This is a genomic window from Teretinema zuelzerae (assembly GCF_021021555.1).
Taxonomy (GTDB): Bacteria; Spirochaetota; Spirochaetia; order Treponematales; family Treponemataceae; genus Teretinema; species Teretinema zuelzerae.
In genome coordinates this window covers 1,842,229-1,859,967 of record NZ_JAINWA010000003.1, presented here as the reverse complement: position 1 = coordinate 1,859,967, position 17,739 = coordinate 1,842,229, and the positions used below count along the sequence as shown (strand labels likewise).

Here is a 17,739-nt window from a genome sequence, read left to right as displayed (position 1 = left end):
AACTTGCAGGAACAGATGTTAGAAAACGATATGCAGAAGAGTTGCCTCAGTCTTCACATTATAACAAGTCATAAGGATTCAGCCTTCGGGTTTTTAATGGTACTGCAAATCGTTTTCTAACATTGATGTAGTTGGTTATAAACTAAATTGTTTAACAGTTGGCGATCTAACAACTGCTTCAACCTGACTTATTTGCTTGTCACGGATTTTTGCACTTCGCTACGCTCGGCAAAAACCGCGCCAAACAAAACGCAGGTTAAGCAAATGTTATCCCCACGCCTTCGGCGGGCGAGGATGGAAGAACTAAAAACGCTTATAAATCTCGAAATATAATTTGGATTACGGTGCAAGCTCTCGCGACAAATGCTGAAGATCCATTAAAAATAAAACAGCAAAGCAGTGTTCCGTTTTCACTTCCAAGAATTTAAGGCGACTGTAGGACGTTGCTTTTCAATTGATTTTAACATCTTGAATTGAAAAGATCCTGGATATAAGGTTTTTAGATTACTGTGGTTATTCAGCAGTAAAATGAGAATCCTGCACAATTGGTTTCGAGAAATAACCTTACAGTGGCTTGTATGAAGCAAATCAAAAATAAGTAACTGATTCAGTTACTGGTTATCATTCTATGGTTTTATACAATAGGATCTTGTTGGTTATGTAGAAACGAATCAAGATAATTGGACTGGATTTGGTCTTATATAATAGAAGAAAAGAGATAAAAATAAGAAAAATGTTTTGTATAAAGCTGCTGTAGAATAAAAACATAACGGAGCTTTCTGTAGGAAATATTTTTGTTGCGTATTAAAATTTAAGACGTTGGTAACGTTTGTAAAAGTAAAAAGCTTAGTACACAAATTAGTTGGAAACGAAGCTACAGCAGAACTGAAACCAAAAATTGGATAACAACTATTTCAACCTGACATTGCTATTGTCACACTTTTTGCTAGTCGCTTCGCTCGGCAAAAAGTGCGCCAATGTACGCAATGCAGGTTAAATAAATGTTAGATTGACCCTTCGGGCAAAAGGAGAAAAAACCAAAATGAACGCATTAAAAGATTACAAGTCACTCTACAAAACAGCATTTATTTCAACGATTATTATGCTCACCATTATTCCAATTCAGATACTTGTATTTGCATTAACGAAGCTACCTACTACAACTATCGAATGGTTTTCTTTGTTTAAAGATAATTTAGTAATCGGATTTTTTCATGCAGATTTTTTTATTTTAATTAATAATATTCTAATTAGTATTATATATTTAGCTTTTTATCATACTTTAAAAGAAGTAAATAAAGGTGTAATACAAATAGGTATAGCTTTAGGATTAATTGGAATTTCAGCATATATTTCATCAAATAAAACTTTCGAGATATTAAAACTTTCCTACGAATATTTTAGCACAAATATTGAAACTGAAAAGATAATATTTGAATCAGCTGGAAAAGCATGCTTATTAGGATGGCAAGGGACAGCTTTTGATACATATTATGTTCTTAATGGAATTGCATTATTTTGTATTTCCATTTTAATGTATAAATCTAAATATTATTCAAAAGCAACTGCAACCTGGGGATTATTCGCAGCAATATTTATGATTATTCCTTCAACTGCTGGAACAATTGGTTTAATTTTTTCATTGCTATCATTGATTCCATGGTACGTCTTTAGCATTTTATATGCAAAGATCTTTGTAAGAATAGGAAAAGAAATCTAACAACTGCTTCAACCTGACTCGGCTATGTCACGATTCTTGCTAGTCGTCGCTGCGCTCCTCGGCAAGAATCGCGCCATGACGCCTCGCAGGTTAAGCAAATGTTAGAAAGACGGCTGCGCCGCCGCGGAGAAAAGAAATATAGTTCTTCTCAACTACGTAAGAATGAATATCCTTTTATAAAGCACTGATAAATTCTTTTAGGGAGTCGCACGATGATTAATGAGAAATGGGTTAAGTTAAGACAGTTAGGAAAACAGAAATATGCAATGCTTTACGGATCTTTGTTTTGGGGTTCTATTTGTGGTACGTCTAGTATTGTGCCTCTTATTTTATTGAATAAAGTAAATAGTATCGTCTTGGTATTTATTCATTATTTAGTTTGGATGATTGGTGGGTATTTTTTTGGATGTTATAATTGGGAAAAACAAGAAAAGTTGGTTAAGAGTGAATTTTTATGATATTACTTTTAAATTCAAGCAAGTAGAGTTTTGTATAAAAACTTTTAAATAGTTTTTTTATTGAATAAAATAATGAGCTATATGATTTAATAAAATATTGTATTTTTTTAAAGACAATATTATGTAGATGGAACCATTAAAAAAATAATCACTGTAAAATCAGAAATGATTAAAAGAAAATGCTAAAAAAATGGATTAAAAAGATATTAAAGAAACTGATGAAAAAAAGATGGAGAGGTTTTTCTTTTTAGGAAATAGATAATAAATAAAAGTATCGAAAATGTTTTATATGAAAATTATACAAAGAAAAATATTCTGTTATATGAAATTGGGAAGCGTTCTGTTCTTTCTATTGCATATAACGAAAAAAAAGTTTCTAACAACTGCTTCAACCTGACTTATTTGCTTGTCACGGATTTTTGCACTTCGCTACGCTCGGCAAAAACCGCGCCAAACAAAACGCAGGTTAAGCAAATGTTAGTCGGACGCCTACGGCGCCGAGGAAAAGAAAGAATATGTTAGGCAGGAAAAGGAATTTGTGCATACAAGCTATGTATGAAGAACCGTATACTCGAGCAGATATGCTCTGTTGCGCTTAAAAGATCCTTTAAGCTTGATGCGAAACAAAAACGCTCTCTTCAGAATATGAGGGAGTGTAAAACAACCCGGTATGGCGGCCGAGTTGTGCAATGCACAAAATGTGGAACAATCGCAACTGTATATAATTCCTGTAACCAACGTGGTTGTCCTATCTGTTATAAAGCGAACCAGAAAAGATGGGAGGATAAGGTATTAACATCTGTTTTAAATGTTAATCACTTTCATTTAGTCATATCAATTCCACAGGTTTTCACTGGCGTGTGGCTCAGAAATAAGAAAGATTTCATGAACGCTTTTTTCGAATGTGTAAAGCGTGCAATAAATAACATATCGAAATATTATGGAATAACCCCTGGATGTATAGCGGTATTTCAAACACATGGAAAGGGGATGTCTTATAAACCGCATATACATTGCGTGTTATCTGATGGTGGACTGACTGGTAACGGTGACTGGATGCCGTTAGGAACGATATCATATACGCGAATTACTGATGTGATAAAAGAATATCTTGTTAAAGAATTACAGAGAAAACATATACAAGATATTCCTGAACAGAAGGATATTAATGATCGCGAATGGAATGTATACGCAACATATTATCAGGGAAATGTACAAAAGATAATAGGATATTTAGCACACGCCGCTAAGGGTGTAGTGATAAACCTTAATCAAGAATTGGTGGAAAACGAAGAGAAAGGAACATTTAGTTATATTGAACGTCATGCAGGGAAAGAGACGCGAATTGAGTTGGATAAGGAACTGTTTGTATCTCGATACATGAATCACATACCTGTCCCTCATACTGTAACAGTACGGAATTATGGATTATACTCAAACCAATACAGCAATAAGTTAGAAAAACTGCAGAAAATATTTCCGATGGAAATAGAGATGGAAGAAGCGGAATGTGTAGATCATTGTCCTATATGTCATGCGGCAATGGAAATCATTATGACCTTGGAACCGTATGAAGAAGTTCCTGCACATGAAATATTGTGTAAGATAAAGCTTCCTGAAACGTAAAGAGAATGGGTGTAAGAGTATAGCGACTCCAAGATAGTAAAAGACCTGGTAAAGATATGTCCAAAAAAAAGAAATGAAAGAAATAAATGTGAAAGAGATATAATAAAAAATGAAACTAGTACAAAAGATGATGAGTATAAGTATTAAAAGCAGCAAATAGTAGAAAGAAACCTGAAAAATCTTCCAAATCAAATCATTTGAAATGCAATAAGAGAGAAGCGACTAACAACTGCTTCAACCTGACATTGCTTCGCAATGCAGGTTAAGCAAATATTAGATGGACGCCGCTTACGCGGCGCAAAATTCATATTTAATAAACCCGAGGACATTTATGGACTATGAAGATAGATTAATCATTTATATTGATGTATTAGGTTTTACTGATTTTGTAAACTACACTACTATTTCTCAAGTGAATACAGAAATAAAAATTAATAAAATAAATTCTTTTCTTAAAATGATAAATGATTTTTTTAAGGATAAAAATGATTCTCTGAAACTTTCTCACACTAAACAAGTAACTGCTTTTTCTGATTTAATCATTGTTAGTATAAACGTAAAGGAAATTAGTAATATTGATCTTGAAGTAATGGATGTGTTCTATTTATTACTAAATGCAACATATCAAGGCTTTTTACTTCGAGGATCTATTGTATACGGAAAATTGATACATAACAGTACAGTAATATTTGGTTCAGGATTAATAGATGCATATAATCGTGAAAAAAAAATTGCTAAATATCCACGTGTAATCCTTGATTCCGCAATATATAAAGACATAAAAGAAATATCTCATGAATTAAGAGATGTTAGGATTGATGATTTTATAACATGTGATTTTGATGGAATCTATTATATAGACATGTTTAAGAACATGAGAGAATATACTGACAGTTTTTGGCAGTATACAAAGATCCTGAGTTCGTATTGTGGAATTCTTATCGAAATTATTGAAAATCCGTTACTAAAAGACAAAACAGAATGGATGACTTTGAGGTTTCTTAATCACGTAAACGATAATTCTGAAATACTTAACTATTCATTTGATAACGATAAGCTTACACGTTTTGATCTTGAAGTATTTCAAAGTTATTTATCTGAATTTGATTCAAATGAATATAAAAAGAAAATGTAATAGGAATTTTCATCTAACAACTGCTTCAACCTGACTCGGCTATGTCACGATTCTTGCTTGTCGTCGCTTCGCTCCTCGGCAAGAACCGCGCCATTACGCCTCGCAGGTTAAGCAAATGTTAGTTCGACCAATCTACACTTATTAATAGAAGAAAAAGAAATAGATTTGGAAGAAGATTGTGTATAACTGAAGTAAACTGTCACTGAAAATAGACTTAAGAAAAAGTTCAACAGATGATAACACTCTGGAAGACGGTTATACAGTTTGCACCTAGTTTATTACTTAAAGTGTTATCGTGATTAAAACTTTTTCTTTCGTTGATGAAGTTGACTTCATACCACTTGTGCTAAAACTTGCAGGAACAGATGTTAGAAAACGATATGCAGAAGAGTTGCCTCAGTCTTCACATTATAACAAGTCATAAGGATTCAGCCTTCGGGTTTTTAATGGTACTGCAAATCGTTTTCTAACATTGATGTAGTTGGTTATAAACTGAATTGTTAAACAGTTGGCGATCTAACAACTGCTTCAACCTGATAATTCCTTTTGTCATGAAAATTGCTGTCGCTTCGCTTGGCAATTTTCACGCCAATCCCTACGGGCCGGAATTACAGGTTAAGCAAATGTTAGGTTGACGCCTTCGGCGCGCGAGGAAAAATGCATTGTAAAATGCTGTAACAAGGCTTCTGTTTTTTCGGAAATTACATGAATTTAATTAATGCTTATAACAGTTCGACACATTAATGGAATTGATTAATAGGATTGTTTTTGTCTTAGTAAGAATGAAGCTACAAAAAAATAAAGACAATAATATTGAGTAAAATAAACTGTCAACAATTGAACGGACTAGCTCATGTAATAAAGAATCCTTAGTGCTTTTAGTAAATTAAAAAAAATAAAGAAAAATGATAAAAACAGTTTACGTGCTTAAAACCCTTCTACACATAATGATTATTATGAAGATAGGAATATTTTGTTGAAGAAAAGAATAATGTAATCTTTGGATAAAGAATTATTTGGAAACTTATCAGAAACAAAAGAATTTTAAGAGAATTTGAATTTTAAATAGGAAAGGAACATGAATACTATACTGTTTGTATTTTTATTAATCACTGTAGTGCTGTTGATTTATTTTTTGAGTAAAGAATTAAAAACGGTTAGAATAAATCACTAACAATTAGTATGATTCTATTAGGTATTTTACAACTGTTAATAGGTTTTCTAAATATTGGAGAACCAGTAAGTTATGTTTCTTTCGCAGTTGGAATATTGATTATTATTACATCAGTAATACGGACAAAAAAATAAACTAACAACTGCTTCAACCTGACTTATTTGCTTGTCACGGATTTTTGCACTTCGCTACGCTCGGCAAAAACCGCGCCAAACAAAACGCAGGTTAAGCAAATGTTAGGCGGACCCTTCGGGCAGAGGAAAATATATAATTAAAACTTGAAATATTTTTTCTTTGTATTGATTGTAGCGAGGTTCGATATGAATGAAGATGTTGTTGTTCTTGAATTTGAGAATAGGGTTAAATATAGAGAATGGTTGGTAATTAATCACAAAAAAGAAAATAGTATTCGGATAGAGTTTAAAAAGGGTAATAAAGATTTTACTGCAAATGACGCACTAGAGGAATCAATCTGCTTTGGATGGATTGATGGGGTTATGAAGTCAATAAATGATGAAAGATATAGAAAATATTTTTCAAAAAGAAAAGATGTTCATAAATGGTCAGAGAAGAATAAGCAAATATTTAAGAAAATGGTAGATAATAATGCAATGACAAAATCCGGTGTTGATGTTTATTTACCAGAAATTAGCAACGAAAATACTCAATTAAGTATAGAAGATAAAATAGAGTGTTTAAGAAATGTGCTTCAAACAATGCCCGAAATAGTAAGATTATACAATGAAAAACCATTATCAAAACAAAAGCAATTTGCTGGCTTTTATTGTGATGCTAAAACCGAAGAAACAAAAAATAAAAGAAGAAATAAAATAATTGATGCACTCCAAAATAACTATAACGGAATGTTGTATTAATTTAATCAAATAGACGCCTAACAACTGCTTCAACCTGACTTATTTGCTTGTCACGGATTTTTGCTCTTCGCTACGCTCGGCAAAAACCGCGCCAAACAAAACGCAGGTTAAGCAAATGTTAGATACACGCCTTCGGCGGGCGAGGAAAAAGTATTAAAAGGATAATAATCAGTGAATACAAGTTATGAATCTGGAGCTGAATAATATGATTTGATAATGGAAAAAGTATATCAAAAAAATCCCAAGAAGATTTTTGATTTTATACAATTTATTTTAAGTAAAAAATCTTTAATCAAAATAGATAAAATACTGGATTTTGGATGTGGGACTGGAATAGATTCATTATTTCTCTCAAAAAATATGTATTCTGTAACTGGATATGATGTATCAGAAAAAATGTTAAAATTAGCTCAAAAAAAAGTAAGCAATGATGAATATAAGCTAAAATTCACTAACGATTTAAATGCAGAAAAATATGATTGTATATTTTCATATGGAGCATTTGGGCATATTTTATCAAATGAAAATATTAAGAACACATTAAATACAATTTATAATTCATTAAATCCAGGAGGAGTATTTATTCTTCATCAGGAAAATATTTTAGGAATAATAAAATATATTAAAAATCGTAAACATATCTTCAAAGATAATGGATTCAAATATAAAGTAAAATTAGATTATAAAGTGGATTTATTAAAAAGTTATTTAATCGAAACTCAAAAAATAAAAATATTAAAAGGATCTAAAGTAATTAATTTTATTCAAGAAAACCACATATTTCGAAATTGGACATATCCTGAAGGTATGTTTTTTTTGGAAAATTCTGGTTTTAAGAATATAGAATGTTATTCATCGTTAAATGACCGCATTGAAATATCTGGAAATGAAATTGGTTTGATTTACTGTTGTATAAAGGAAAAATTATCTAACAACTAGTTCAACCTGACATTTCCTGTTGTCACAATTTTTGCCAATCGCTACGCTCAGCAAAAATTCCGCCAAGCCCTGCGGGCCGGAAATGCAGGTTAACTAAATGTTAGAGCGAGGCCTTCGGCCCGGCGGAGGAACGGATTCGTTTGTAAGTTTACTTATTAAGTAGAGCATAATTAATTTATACTTCATATAGGAAGGTTAAAAACATGACAGTGCCGTTAACGATTTATTTGCTTTTAAGTATATGTATAATAACTTTTCAGATTTGTTTATTACTTGGTGTTCCATGGGGGAGTGCATCAATGGGAGGGAGATTTCCTGGTTCCTATCCAAAAAATAAAAGACTAATACCATTAATAAGCATTGTAATCCTAATAGGGCTTGCAGTTATTGTAATAATTAGGGTTGGTCTTATATTTCAAAACTTCCTAAACCTGTCAAAAATATTGATTTGGATTGTTGCAGCATACTATGGTTTTGGTATTGTATTAAATACAATCACACCAAGTAAGATTGAACGAATATGGGCTCCTGTCGCACTAATACAATTCATATGTATATTGATAATTGCATTAGATTAAATCGAATAAATTGGTTTTTTAATAAGGATTAAAAAATACAGAATACAATTCTGAAAAGAATTAAATAATAAGAGTTATTCAATAAGAATAAAAAGAAATTTGGAACCGCAAATGGCGAAAAAAATCTCTAACAACTGTTTCAACCTGACATTGCTATTGTCACACTTTTTGCTTGTCGCTTCGCTCGGCAAAAAGTGCGCCAATGGACGCAATGCAGGTTAAACAAATGTTATCCCCACGCCTTCGGCGGGCGAGGATGGAAGAACTAAAAACGCTTATAAATCTCGAAATATATTTTGGAATACGGTGCAAGTTCTCGCGACAAATGCTGAAGATACATTAAAAATAAAACAGCAAAACAGTGTTCCGTTTTTACTATCAAGAATTTAAGGTGACTGTAGGACGTTGCTTTTCAATTGATTTTAACATCTTGAATTGATAAGATCCTGGATATAAGGTTTTTAGATTACTGTGGTTATTCAGCAGTAAAATGAGAATCCTGCACAATTGTTTTCGAGAAATAACCTTACAGTGGCTTGTATGAAGCAAATCAAAATAAGTAACTGATTCAGTTGCTGGTTATCATTCTATAGTTTTATACAATAAGATCTTGATGTTTTGCAGAAACGAATCAAGGTAATTGGACTGGATTTGATCTTATATAATAGAAGAAAAGAGAAAGAAAAGGTAAGAAAAATGTTTAGTACACAGCTGCTGTAGAATAAAGATTAAAACGGAGCTTTTTGTAGGAAATATTTTTGTTGCGGAATAAAATTTAAGACGTTGGTAACGTTTGTAAAAGTAAAAAGATTAGTACACAAATTAGTTGAAAACGAAGCTACAGCAGAACTGAAACCAAAAATTGGATAACAACTATTTCAACCTGACATTGCTATTGTCACACTTTTTGCTAGTCGCTTCGCTCGGCAAAAAGTGCGCCAATGTACGCAATGCAGGTTAAATAAATGTTATGTCGACGCCGCTATCGCGGCGCGTGAAGGAGGACAAAATGACTTATAAATGTTTCATTCCTTTGGTTCTTATAATTGCAGTAATCACTTCCTGTCAAAATAGCGAATTATCAACACCCCCAACAAATCCTATAAATCATATGTTCTCTTTAGAGAGAAAATGGTACACAAATATTGATGATGACAGATACTATGTCAGTTTTAGCTCTGATGGAAATTTTGATTTAAGATATTATCAGCATCTCAGCACTTCACCATCCAATTTGAATTCTTTTATAACAAAAAATGGAAGCTGGAAGTATCTTAATACTGAACACACAAAGTTTTCGATTGGTTGGGAAGATAGTATAGATTGTTATTATACAATTACCAATGAGACTTCAGAGAAAATTACAATAGAAAAGGATATTTCTGGCCCAATGGGACGTGGATTGGAAAACTATGTAGAATTATATAAATACGCAAAATCAATATCTATACAAGTACCAGAAGAAATTGCTTACTTAGTTGGGACTTGGTACTACGATGCCAATAGAAGTGGTAAATATCTTTTGATAAAAAATGATGGAAATTGTATTTATCATCATTATCAGGACTTTGGCTCAACAAGCAATTTAACTGGCTGGGTAAATACCATAGGGAATTGGATATATAATACTAGTAATAAAGAACTCGTTATTACCATGTCTGGTGAAATATCTTACCATTATCATATTGATGAATTATCTATTGATAGATTAACATTATCTGGGACAACATCAAGTATGATTACAAATACTGGTACTTTCTATAAATACTTTAAGAAAAAAACATAACAACTGCTTCAACCTGTCAATTCCTTTTGTCATGGTTTGTGCTAGTCGCTTCGCTCGGCACAAACCACGCCAATCCCTACGGGCCGGAATTGCAGGTTAAGCAAATGTTCTACGGACGCCTGCGGCGCAGCGGATAAATATTACTAAATCGTTTTAAGTTCAATTTAAAAAAAGTTAAATACTTACAGGATAAACAAATAGGTAATTAAAATGTTATTTTACCTTATTGTATTATATAATAATATGTATTATAATATATATGAGAGGTACTAATATGTTAGTAGAAACAGATAGAATTATACCTATTACAAGACTACAAAAAGAGCTTACTCAAACTGTAAGAGAATTATCTGAAACAGGAGAAGCAGTTTATATTCTTAAGAATAATAATATGGAAGCGGTAATGGTTCCTTTCTCGGAATATGAATACTTAATAAATCTCGAAGAAATGTTTGAGTATTATGAAATTAATGACATGATAAAATCACGTATTCAAAATTATAATGCTAATAATTCTGTTGCTTGGGAACAAATTAAGGAATAAGAAGTGGAATACAAAATAGTCTTTATTCCTGAAGCTGCGAAAGATTATAAAGATCTTGATGGTAGTGTTAAAAAGAGTATAAACACAAAAATTGAAGAATTGAAAAAAAATCCTTTTTTAGGAGAAAAGCTTGGTCATAAATTTAATATGGACCTTTCTGGCTTTTATAAAATATATGCGCATGGTAAAAAATTCAGGATTGTATATCGAATGATTACGCCAGAGAAAATTGAAGTCCTTGAGGTATGGGGAATTGGAAAACGAGAAAAAGAAGAAATTTATAGAACTATTGGAAAAAGATTACAGGAAGAAAACAATAAATAAAAGATGATGAGTCTAAATTCGGACAAAACGTAGAACAACTGCTTCAACCTGACTTATTTGCTTGTCACGGATTTTTGCACTTCGCTACGCTCGGCAAAAACCGCGCCAAACAAAACGCAGGTTAAGCAAATGTTAGTTCGACCAATCTACACTTATTAATAGAAGAAAAAGAAATAGATTTGGAAGAAGATTGTGTATAACTGAAGTAAACTGTCACTGAAAATAGACTTAAGAAAAAGTTCAACAGATGATAACACTCTGGAAGACGGTTATACAGTTTGCACCTAGTTTATTACTTAAAGTGTTATCGTGATTAAAACTTTTTCTTTCGTTGATGAAGTTGACTTCATACCACTTGTGCTAAAACTTGCAGGAACAGATGTTAGAAAACGATATGCAGAGGAGTTTCCTCAGTCTTCACATTATAACAAGTCATAAGGATTCAGCCTTCGGGTTTTTAATGGTACTGCAAATCGTTTTCTAACATTGATGTAGTTGGTTATAAACTAAATTGTTTAACAGTTGGCGATCTAACAACTGCTTCAACCTGACTTATTTGCTTGTCACGGATTTTTGCACTTCGCTACGCTCGGCAAAAACCGCGCCAAACAAAACGCAGGTTAAGCAAATGTTAGTGCGACGCCTTCGGCGCGCGAGGATAAATAACAAAAAGTAATTATTGTTGTTTGTTTTTTCAAATCAAAATAATTATTGTTATTCCATTGAAAGTATTAAGTGTACTATATTTTTATTTTTTTCGGATTTTACAAATATTTTCTTGTTAATCAACTTATTTATAGAGAAATAAAACGATGATTAAAAATGATTATAAAATTTATGATTTCAATTTAGATTTTCATGCTGAATTATTACTCCTTGCAAAAAAAGCGTGGCATTTTACATACTCTAATATTATGAAACCAGATGTCTTAAATGAACGTCTGAATGATTGGTATTCAGAACAAAACCACAAAGGTATTTCTGAGAATGTAAAAAATGGTAAATACTTTTTTAAAGTAGTTTTTCTTAACAAACAAATGGTTGGATTCGTATCTGGGAATGTAAATGAACAAAAGTTAGATAGATTATATATAGATCCAGATGAAATTGGTAAAGGTTTAGGTGCATTACTACTTCAAATGTTTATAGATGAACTAATTAAAGTAAATAAAAAAACATGTTTGTTATATTGTGATAAAAATAATAGTATAGGGATAAAGTTTTATAAGAAAAAAGGTTTTGTCATTGTTGAAGAAGATGAAGAAGATTACAAAATGGTTAAAAATATTGAAGTTTTTTAATAGATTGAAATAACTACAAAAAAATGCACTAACAACTGGTTCAACCTGACATTGCTATTGTCATGAAAATTGCTTTCTGGCTACGCCAGGCAATTTTCACGCCAATGTACGCAATGCAGGTTAACCAAATGTTGGATGGACGCCTTCGGCGCTCGAGGAGAAGAATATCAAAAGTATACAAAATGATTTAGTTGCAATTGGAATTAGCAAAGGAATGTCAATCGAAGTTCATTCTTCAATGAAATCAATTGGAGATAACAGTTATGATGCCAATAGTATAATTTCTGATCTTAAAAATATCATAACATCAGATGGCAGTATAGTAATGCCCGCTTTTCCATTATCAAAATGTTTACCATTAACACAACATGATTTGTCTTTAGGAATTAAAAAAAAATGCAGATGGTTGGACGAAAATCATGATGAAAGAACGGACATGGGAATTATCGCAGATATTTTTTCAAAGAATTCAGAAACCTTAAAGGGAACAGGACAGCATAGAATGGCTGTGTGGGGTAAAAACTCAGTAAAATATATAGAGAATTTAATGAACTTTATTGATGATAATGGTTATGGTTTATTGATTGGAGTTGACATTAGAAGATTGACTGCAATGCATTATGTTGAAGGTAATATACCGAATGATATTTGGCCTAAATTATTCACACCAATGAATGAAGAAATTCAAAAAATATATAATCAAAATGAATATTTTATAGTAACTGATCTTGTACCAAAATATACAAAGGGCTGGTTAAAAATACAAGCTATGGCTGAAAAGAAAGGATTATTAAAGAAAGGAAAGATAGGAAATGCTGACAGTATGTTCTTTAATGTTAAAGAAATTGTAAGTATTTATGAAAATGAACTAAAACACAATATCAATAAACTATTTAATATTTAAAGAGCATCCAACAAAAGCTTCAACCTGAGAATGCTATGTCACGGTTTTTGCTTTGTTCACTACGTTCACGCAAAAACACGCGCCAATAACGCATTCCAGGTTAAGCCAATGTTATGTTGACCCTGCGGGCGCAGAAAGGAAGATTTATGAATACAATTGATCTTGCAAGCATTTTAAAAATTGATACACCATCTATTCCGTGGCAATGTCCTCATTGTGATCATCATGCAACATTAAAACCACAAGATTATTCTATTGCAAATAATTATAGTAAAAATCAATCAGCTCCTAATGACAGTAAAGAATATATCAATGTACAGACGAAATTGATTTTCTGTCCAAACGGTGAATGTCAAAAATATACTATTTATGTCAGTATATATAAAGCTCACACTGAGTACACTCAACACAGTGGGACAAAAATAATTAATGATGAATACATTTCTGGGAATATTTTCTATCCTAATGTGAAATTAAAAGCCTATCCAGATTATATTCCACAAGCAATTATTTCTGACTATAAAGAATCTTATCAAATTGTTGAATTAAGTCCAAAAGCATCCGCTACTATTTCGAGAAGATGTTTACAAGGTATTATTCGTGATTTTTGGAAAGTTAAACCAGGGAAATTAGTAAATGAAATTGATCAAATAAAAGAAAAAGTTGATGAATTAACATTTAACGCAATAGATTCAGTAAGAAAAATTGGAAATATTGGTGCTCATATGGAAACAGATATTAACTACATTATTGATGTGGATAAAAATGAAGCAAGTATTCTATTAAGCCTAATTGAGATGTTGTTGGAAAATTGGTATATAGCAAAACATGATAGAGAAGAAAGATTAAGGAAAATTAAAAGTATTGCTGATATTAAGAAATAAGAAACATAACAACTGCTTCAACCTGATGCTTTCTTTGTCATGAAAATTGCTAACGCTGCGCTTCCGCAATTTTCACGCCAAGCCCTGCGGGCACGAAACCACAGGTTAAGCAAATGTTAGCTCGACGCTGCGCGCGCGGCAGAAAGAATGTTATATTGATTTACTCTATTTTTGTTAATACTAACTTGAAGAGGAAGAAGATGGAAAATTCGATTAATAACATAATATTATCAATGATAAATTATAATTCACCGGATGTTAAGAGAATTAATCATGCTCTTAAGGTTTTTCAATTTTCTGAAATTATCGCAAATTTAGAAGAAGTAACTGTTAATGAGTTAACCGTTATAAAAATATGTGGAATACTACATGATATTGGTATTCATGAAGCGGAAATTAAATATAAGTCTAGTTCAGGAAAATATCAAGAAATTGAAGGCCCAAAAATAGCTGAAGAGTTATTAGTAAAAAATAAAATTGATATTAGTAATACTCAAATCGAAAGAATTAAATTTATAATTGGTAATCATCATTCATATAAAAAGATAGATGGAATAGATTTTCAAATATTAGTTGAAGCAGATTTCATTGTGAATATTTACGAAGATAATATACAAAAAAGAGAAATCGAAAATGTTAAGAAAAATATATTTATGACAAATACTGGAAAATATTTGATTGATTCAATGTACTTAAAATAATACATATATATGTTTTTTTGATAATTATAATGATGCAAGGATATTAATAGTTAATCAAAAATCGTTTTAAGATAGCTTAAATAGTACTACTTAATGAAAATAATTATATGTTAAGTTAACATAAGACAATTAATGCAAAATAAAAAAATAGGAAGAGGAAAAAGCTAACAACTGCTTCAACCTGATATTTTCTTTGTCACATTTTGTGCTGTCGCTTCGCTCCTGACGCACAAAATGCGCCAAACCGCTACGCGGTGCGAAAATACAGGTTAAGCAAATGTTAGGTGGACGCCGCTTATGCGGCGCATATTGTATTTATTAATTCGAGGTCATATGAAAATACTAAATGGAAAAGTTGCGTTAGTCACTGGTGCAAGTAGAGGAATTGGGAAAGGCACTGCAATAGCTTTAGCCAAAGAAGGTGCAAAAGTATATATAACTGGAAGAACTATTGAGGAAAATACAAGTTCTTCAAATCTTCCAGGATCAATCTATACTACAGAAAAAGAGATTAATGATAACTATGGAACATGTATTGCGATTCAATGTGATCATACTCAAGATGATCAAACACAAAAAGTTGTTAAGAAAATCAAAAAAGAAAATGATTCCTTAGATATTCTTGTAAATGCGGTCTGGGGAGGATATGAGTATTTTACTGACGGATCAACATTTTGGACAGAGCAAGGTTTTTGGGATATGCCATTTCAACGTTGGGATAAAATGTTTGATGCAGGTGTAAGGGCTCATTTTGTTACAAGTAGTATGGTTAGTAAAATAATGATAAATCAAAAAAAAGGGCTAATCATAAATTACTCATTTTGGGCAGCAGATCGAAATGACAAAGGAGTTGCTTACTCAGTTGCAAAAGCGGCAACTAATAAAATGACTGAATGTATGGCATATGAATTAAGTAAGTATAATGTATCAGTTATTACTTTATATCCTGGCTTAGTGAGAACTGAATCAGTAATGAAGAATAGTCAATATTTTGATATGAGTAATTCAGAATCAACGGAGTTTAGTGGAAAAGTAATATCTAAAATTGCATGTGATAAAGACAATATATTACTAAGCGGGAAAAAGTATACGAGCGCAGAATTAGCGTTGAAATATAACATACAAGATATTGATGGGAAACAGCCAGTGCCATTAACTGTAGATAAGTGTTAAATATAAAATGCACCTAACAACTGCTTCAACCTGTCAATTCCTATTGTCATGAAAATTGCAGTCGCTGCGCTCGGCAATTTTCACGCCAATCCCTTCGGGCCGGAATTGCAGGTTAAGCAAATGTTAGGTTGACGCCGCTTTCGCGGCGCAACGAATGTGCTAAATATTGATTTAAACCATTGTGCTTGTTTTTGTTAATTCTTTAAGTCTGTTGAATTATGTATAAAGTAAATCTTTTAATTAACTCTTTATTGGACGCCATTAGTTAAGCAATTAATTGCGTTTCATCTACAACACAGAACTAGACTTTTCTGTTCTAAACAAACTAATTAAAATGAGTTTAATACCGTTGTTATAGCTAGTGAATTACGGTTAAAAAAATATGATAAAAGGATCCTGTTATAATGATTAAACCGAAATGTATAGTAATTACAGGACGACCAGGTTCTGGAAAAACTACGTTAACTGATAAACTATCAAAACACTTGTATATTCCTAAAGTTAGTCGTGATGAGCTCAAAGAAGGATATGTGAATACTTTTGGTATTAAACATGATCTTTTACCAAAAGATACTAATAGAATAGTAAATGATATTTTTAAGGATACAGTAATTCACTTGCTTGAATCAAAAATATCTTTGATTATTGAAGCTGCTTTTGATCATAAAATTTGGGATTATTTTCTACCCGATTTTATGAAAGTTGCAAATGTAATTATTATAATATGCGATATTGATGCAACCAAAAGTGCATTACGCCATTTGGAAAGAGGTTTGGCAAATCCAAAACGTGAATATTATCATGGTGATAAAAGAGTTTCTGTTTATAGAGAAACTGGTTATTTTGAGCCAGGTGAAAAATATGATCTTCCTGAATTTGATGTACCTACATTACTAGTTTCTACTGAAAAAGAGTATTGTCCAACAATTGAAGAAATAGAAACTTTTATTAATGAAGATAGTTGATAAAGAAGAAAAACCTAACAACTGCTTCAACCTGACTTATTTGCTTGTCACGGATTTTTGCACTTCGCTACGCTCGGCAAAAACCGCGCCAAACAAAACGCAGGTTAAGCAAATGTTAGTCGGACGCCTACGGCGCCGAGGAAAGAAATTAAAAGAATTTATGTTAACGATAAAAACAGCTGATTCTACTGAAATAAATACATTACTTTCTATCTATATTGAGAAAGTAAAATGGTTGCGATCAATGAATAAACCATTATGGGATGAATCTCAATTTACTCTTGAGGCATTGAATAAAAAATATGAGAATCCCGTTTTTTATGTAGGAATAATTAATAATGAAATTATTGGTGGTTTCATTTTAGTTGAGTATGATCGGTTGTATTGGCCAGAAGTAACTGATAATTCAACATATTATTTTCACAAATTTGTTATCAGTAATAAGTATTGTGGTAAGAATTACTCTGATAGAATACTTAAGTGGGTAAAAGAATATGGACGAGAAATGAATAAATAATACATACGATTAGATTATGATGGAAACAGAAAACCTATTACCGAGATGTATACACGAAACGGATATATTCCAGTTGATACAATAAGCAATCAACATGTATTAAAATTGATTAAAGCAGAATATTTAATAACCGGT

Annotated in this window: 17 protein-coding genes; all 17 read left to right on the top strand. The window is 31.7% G+C overall.

What is annotated here, in order from left to right:
* Positions 1-1,042: 1,042 nt before the first annotated feature.
* The 17 genes from K7J14_RS15440 to K7J14_RS15360 all read left to right on the top strand — a co-directional run bounded on the left by K7J14_RS15440 (position 1,043) and on the right by K7J14_RS15360 (position 17,604).
* On the top strand, positions 1,043-1,720 hold the full coding sequence (locus K7J14_RS15440) for a DUF4386 family protein (RefSeq protein WP_230758216.1): 678 nt from the start codon (positions 1,043-1,045) through the stop codon (positions 1,718-1,720).
* Positions 1,721-1,932: 212 nt separating this feature from the next.
* Positions 1,933-2,178 carry a hypothetical protein gene (locus K7J14_RS15435; RefSeq protein ID WP_230758526.1) on the top strand — a complete coding sequence of 82 codons (246 nt, stop codon included), beginning with the start codon at positions 1,933-1,935 and terminating at the stop codon, positions 2,176-2,178.
* A gap of 555 nt (positions 2,179-2,733) precedes the next feature.
* Complete coding sequence (locus K7J14_RS15430) at positions 2,734-3,804, top strand: IS91 family transposase (protein WP_230758523.1); 1,071 nt, start codon at positions 2,734-2,736, stop codon at positions 3,802-3,804.
* Between the two features lie 331 nt (positions 3,805-4,135).
* Positions 4,136-4,939 (top strand): hypothetical protein, encoded by an 804-nt coding sequence (locus K7J14_RS15425; protein WP_230758520.1) that lies wholly within the window; start codon positions 4,136-4,138, stop codon positions 4,937-4,939.
* 1,494 nt (positions 4,940-6,433) lie between these two features.
* Complete coding sequence (locus tag K7J14_RS15420; protein WP_230758517.1) at positions 6,434-6,988, top strand: YdeI/OmpD-associated family protein; 555 nt, start codon at positions 6,434-6,436, stop codon at positions 6,986-6,988.
* A gap of 216 nt (positions 6,989-7,204) precedes the next feature.
* On the top strand, positions 7,205-7,927 hold the full coding sequence (locus tag K7J14_RS15415; RefSeq protein WP_230758514.1) for a class I SAM-dependent methyltransferase: 723 nt from the start codon (positions 7,205-7,207) through the stop codon (positions 7,925-7,927).
* A gap of 203 nt (positions 7,928-8,130) precedes the next feature.
* Positions 8,131-8,505, top strand: a complete 375-nt coding sequence (locus tag K7J14_RS15410) for a hypothetical protein (protein WP_230758511.1) — start codon at positions 8,131-8,133, stop codon at positions 8,503-8,505.
* A 1,009-nt stretch (positions 8,506-9,514) separates the two neighbouring features.
* Positions 9,515-10,291, top strand: coding sequence for a hypothetical protein (locus K7J14_RS15405; RefSeq protein ID WP_230758504.1), 777 nt, complete (start codon positions 9,515-9,517; stop codon positions 10,289-10,291).
* 274 nt (positions 10,292-10,565) lie between these two features.
* Positions 10,566-10,835, top strand: a complete 270-nt coding sequence (locus tag K7J14_RS15400; RefSeq protein WP_230758502.1) for a type II toxin-antitoxin system Phd/YefM family antitoxin — start codon at positions 10,566-10,568, stop codon at positions 10,833-10,835.
* A 3-nt stretch (positions 10,836-10,838) separates the two neighbouring features.
* The gene (locus K7J14_RS15395; protein WP_230758500.1) at positions 10,839-11,159 is read left to right on the top strand and encodes a type II toxin-antitoxin system RelE family toxin; all 321 of its coding nucleotides are present in this window, start codon (positions 10,839-10,841) and stop codon (positions 11,157-11,159) included.
* Between the two features lie 812 nt (positions 11,160-11,971).
* Complete coding sequence (locus tag K7J14_RS15390; protein WP_230758487.1) at positions 11,972-12,460, top strand: GNAT family N-acetyltransferase; 489 nt, start codon at positions 11,972-11,974, stop codon at positions 12,458-12,460.
* A gap of 214 nt (positions 12,461-12,674) precedes the next feature.
* The gene (locus K7J14_RS15385; protein ID WP_230758484.1) at positions 12,675-13,364 is read left to right on the top strand and encodes an AAC(3) family N-acetyltransferase; all 690 of its coding nucleotides are present in this window, start codon (positions 12,675-12,677) and stop codon (positions 13,362-13,364) included.
* Positions 13,365-13,510: 146 nt separating this feature from the next.
* Positions 13,511-14,248, top strand: a complete 738-nt coding sequence (locus K7J14_RS15380; protein WP_230758481.1) for a DUF4145 domain-containing protein — start codon at positions 13,511-13,513, stop codon at positions 14,246-14,248.
* A 200-nt stretch (positions 14,249-14,448) separates the two neighbouring features.
* Complete coding sequence (locus K7J14_RS15375; protein WP_230758477.1) at positions 14,449-14,949, top strand: HD domain-containing protein; 501 nt, start codon at positions 14,449-14,451, stop codon at positions 14,947-14,949.
* Between the two features lie 333 nt (positions 14,950-15,282).
* The gene (locus K7J14_RS15370) at positions 15,283-16,122 is read left to right on the top strand and encodes an SDR family NAD(P)-dependent oxidoreductase (RefSeq protein ID WP_230758474.1); all 840 of its coding nucleotides are present in this window, start codon (positions 15,283-15,285) and stop codon (positions 16,120-16,122) included.
* Positions 16,123-16,526: 404 nt separating this feature from the next.
* Positions 16,527-17,087: an AAA family ATPase gene (locus K7J14_RS15365; RefSeq protein ID WP_230758313.1), complete on the top strand. Its 561-nt coding sequence runs from the start codon at positions 16,527-16,529 to the stop codon at positions 17,085-17,087.
* A complete protein-coding gene (locus K7J14_RS15360; RefSeq protein ID WP_230758471.1) occupies positions 17,074-17,604 on the top strand; it encodes a hypothetical protein in 531 nt (176 codons plus the stop codon). Before K7J14_RS15365 ends, K7J14_RS15360 begins: the two co-directional genes overlap by 14 nt.
* The last annotated feature ends 135 nt before the right edge of the window (positions 17,605-17,739 follow it).

Excerpts from the sequence above, each read along its gene's own strand:
- K7J14_RS15440 (WP_230758216.1), top strand. The coding sequence starts at position 1,043 with ATGAACGCATTAAAAGATTACAAGTCACTCTACAAAACAGCATTTATT.
- K7J14_RS15435 (WP_230758526.1), top strand. The coding sequence starts at position 1,933 with ATGATTAATGAGAAATGGGTTAAGTTAAGACAGTTAGGAAAACAGAAA.
- K7J14_RS15430 (WP_230758523.1), top strand. The coding sequence starts at position 2,734 with ATGAAGAACCGTATACTCGAGCAGATATGCTCTGTTGCGCTTAAAAGA.
- K7J14_RS15425 (WP_230758520.1), top strand. The coding sequence starts at position 4,136 with ATGGACTATGAAGATAGATTAATCATTTATATTGATGTATTAGGTTTT.
- K7J14_RS15420 (WP_230758517.1), top strand. The coding sequence starts at position 6,434 with ATGAATGAAGATGTTGTTGTTCTTGAATTTGAGAATAGGGTTAAATAT.
- K7J14_RS15415 (WP_230758514.1), top strand. The coding sequence starts at position 7,205 with ATGGAAAAAGTATATCAAAAAAATCCCAAGAAGATTTTTGATTTTATA.
- K7J14_RS15410 (WP_230758511.1), top strand. The coding sequence starts at position 8,131 with ATGACAGTGCCGTTAACGATTTATTTGCTTTTAAGTATATGTATAATA.
- K7J14_RS15405 (WP_230758504.1), top strand. The coding sequence starts at position 9,515 with ATGACTTATAAATGTTTCATTCCTTTGGTTCTTATAATTGCAGTAATC.
- K7J14_RS15400 (WP_230758502.1), top strand. The coding sequence starts at position 10,566 with ATGTTAGTAGAAACAGATAGAATTATACCTATTACAAGACTACAAAAA.
- K7J14_RS15390 (WP_230758487.1), top strand. The coding sequence starts at position 11,972 with ATGATTAAAAATGATTATAAAATTTATGATTTCAATTTAGATTTTCAT.
- K7J14_RS15385 (WP_230758484.1), top strand. The coding sequence starts at position 12,675 with ATGTCAATCGAAGTTCATTCTTCAATGAAATCAATTGGAGATAACAGT.
- K7J14_RS15380 (WP_230758481.1), top strand. The coding sequence starts at position 13,511 with ATGAATACAATTGATCTTGCAAGCATTTTAAAAATTGATACACCATCT.
- K7J14_RS15375 (WP_230758477.1), top strand. The coding sequence starts at position 14,449 with ATGGAAAATTCGATTAATAACATAATATTATCAATGATAAATTATAAT.
- K7J14_RS15370 (WP_230758474.1), top strand. The coding sequence starts at position 15,283 with ATGAAAATACTAAATGGAAAAGTTGCGTTAGTCACTGGTGCAAGTAGA.
- K7J14_RS15365 (WP_230758313.1), top strand. The coding sequence starts at position 16,527 with ATGATTAAACCGAAATGTATAGTAATTACAGGACGACCAGGTTCTGGA.
- K7J14_RS15360 (WP_230758471.1), top strand. The coding sequence starts at position 17,074 with ATGAAGATAGTTGATAAAGAAGAAAAACCTAACAACTGCTTCAACCTG.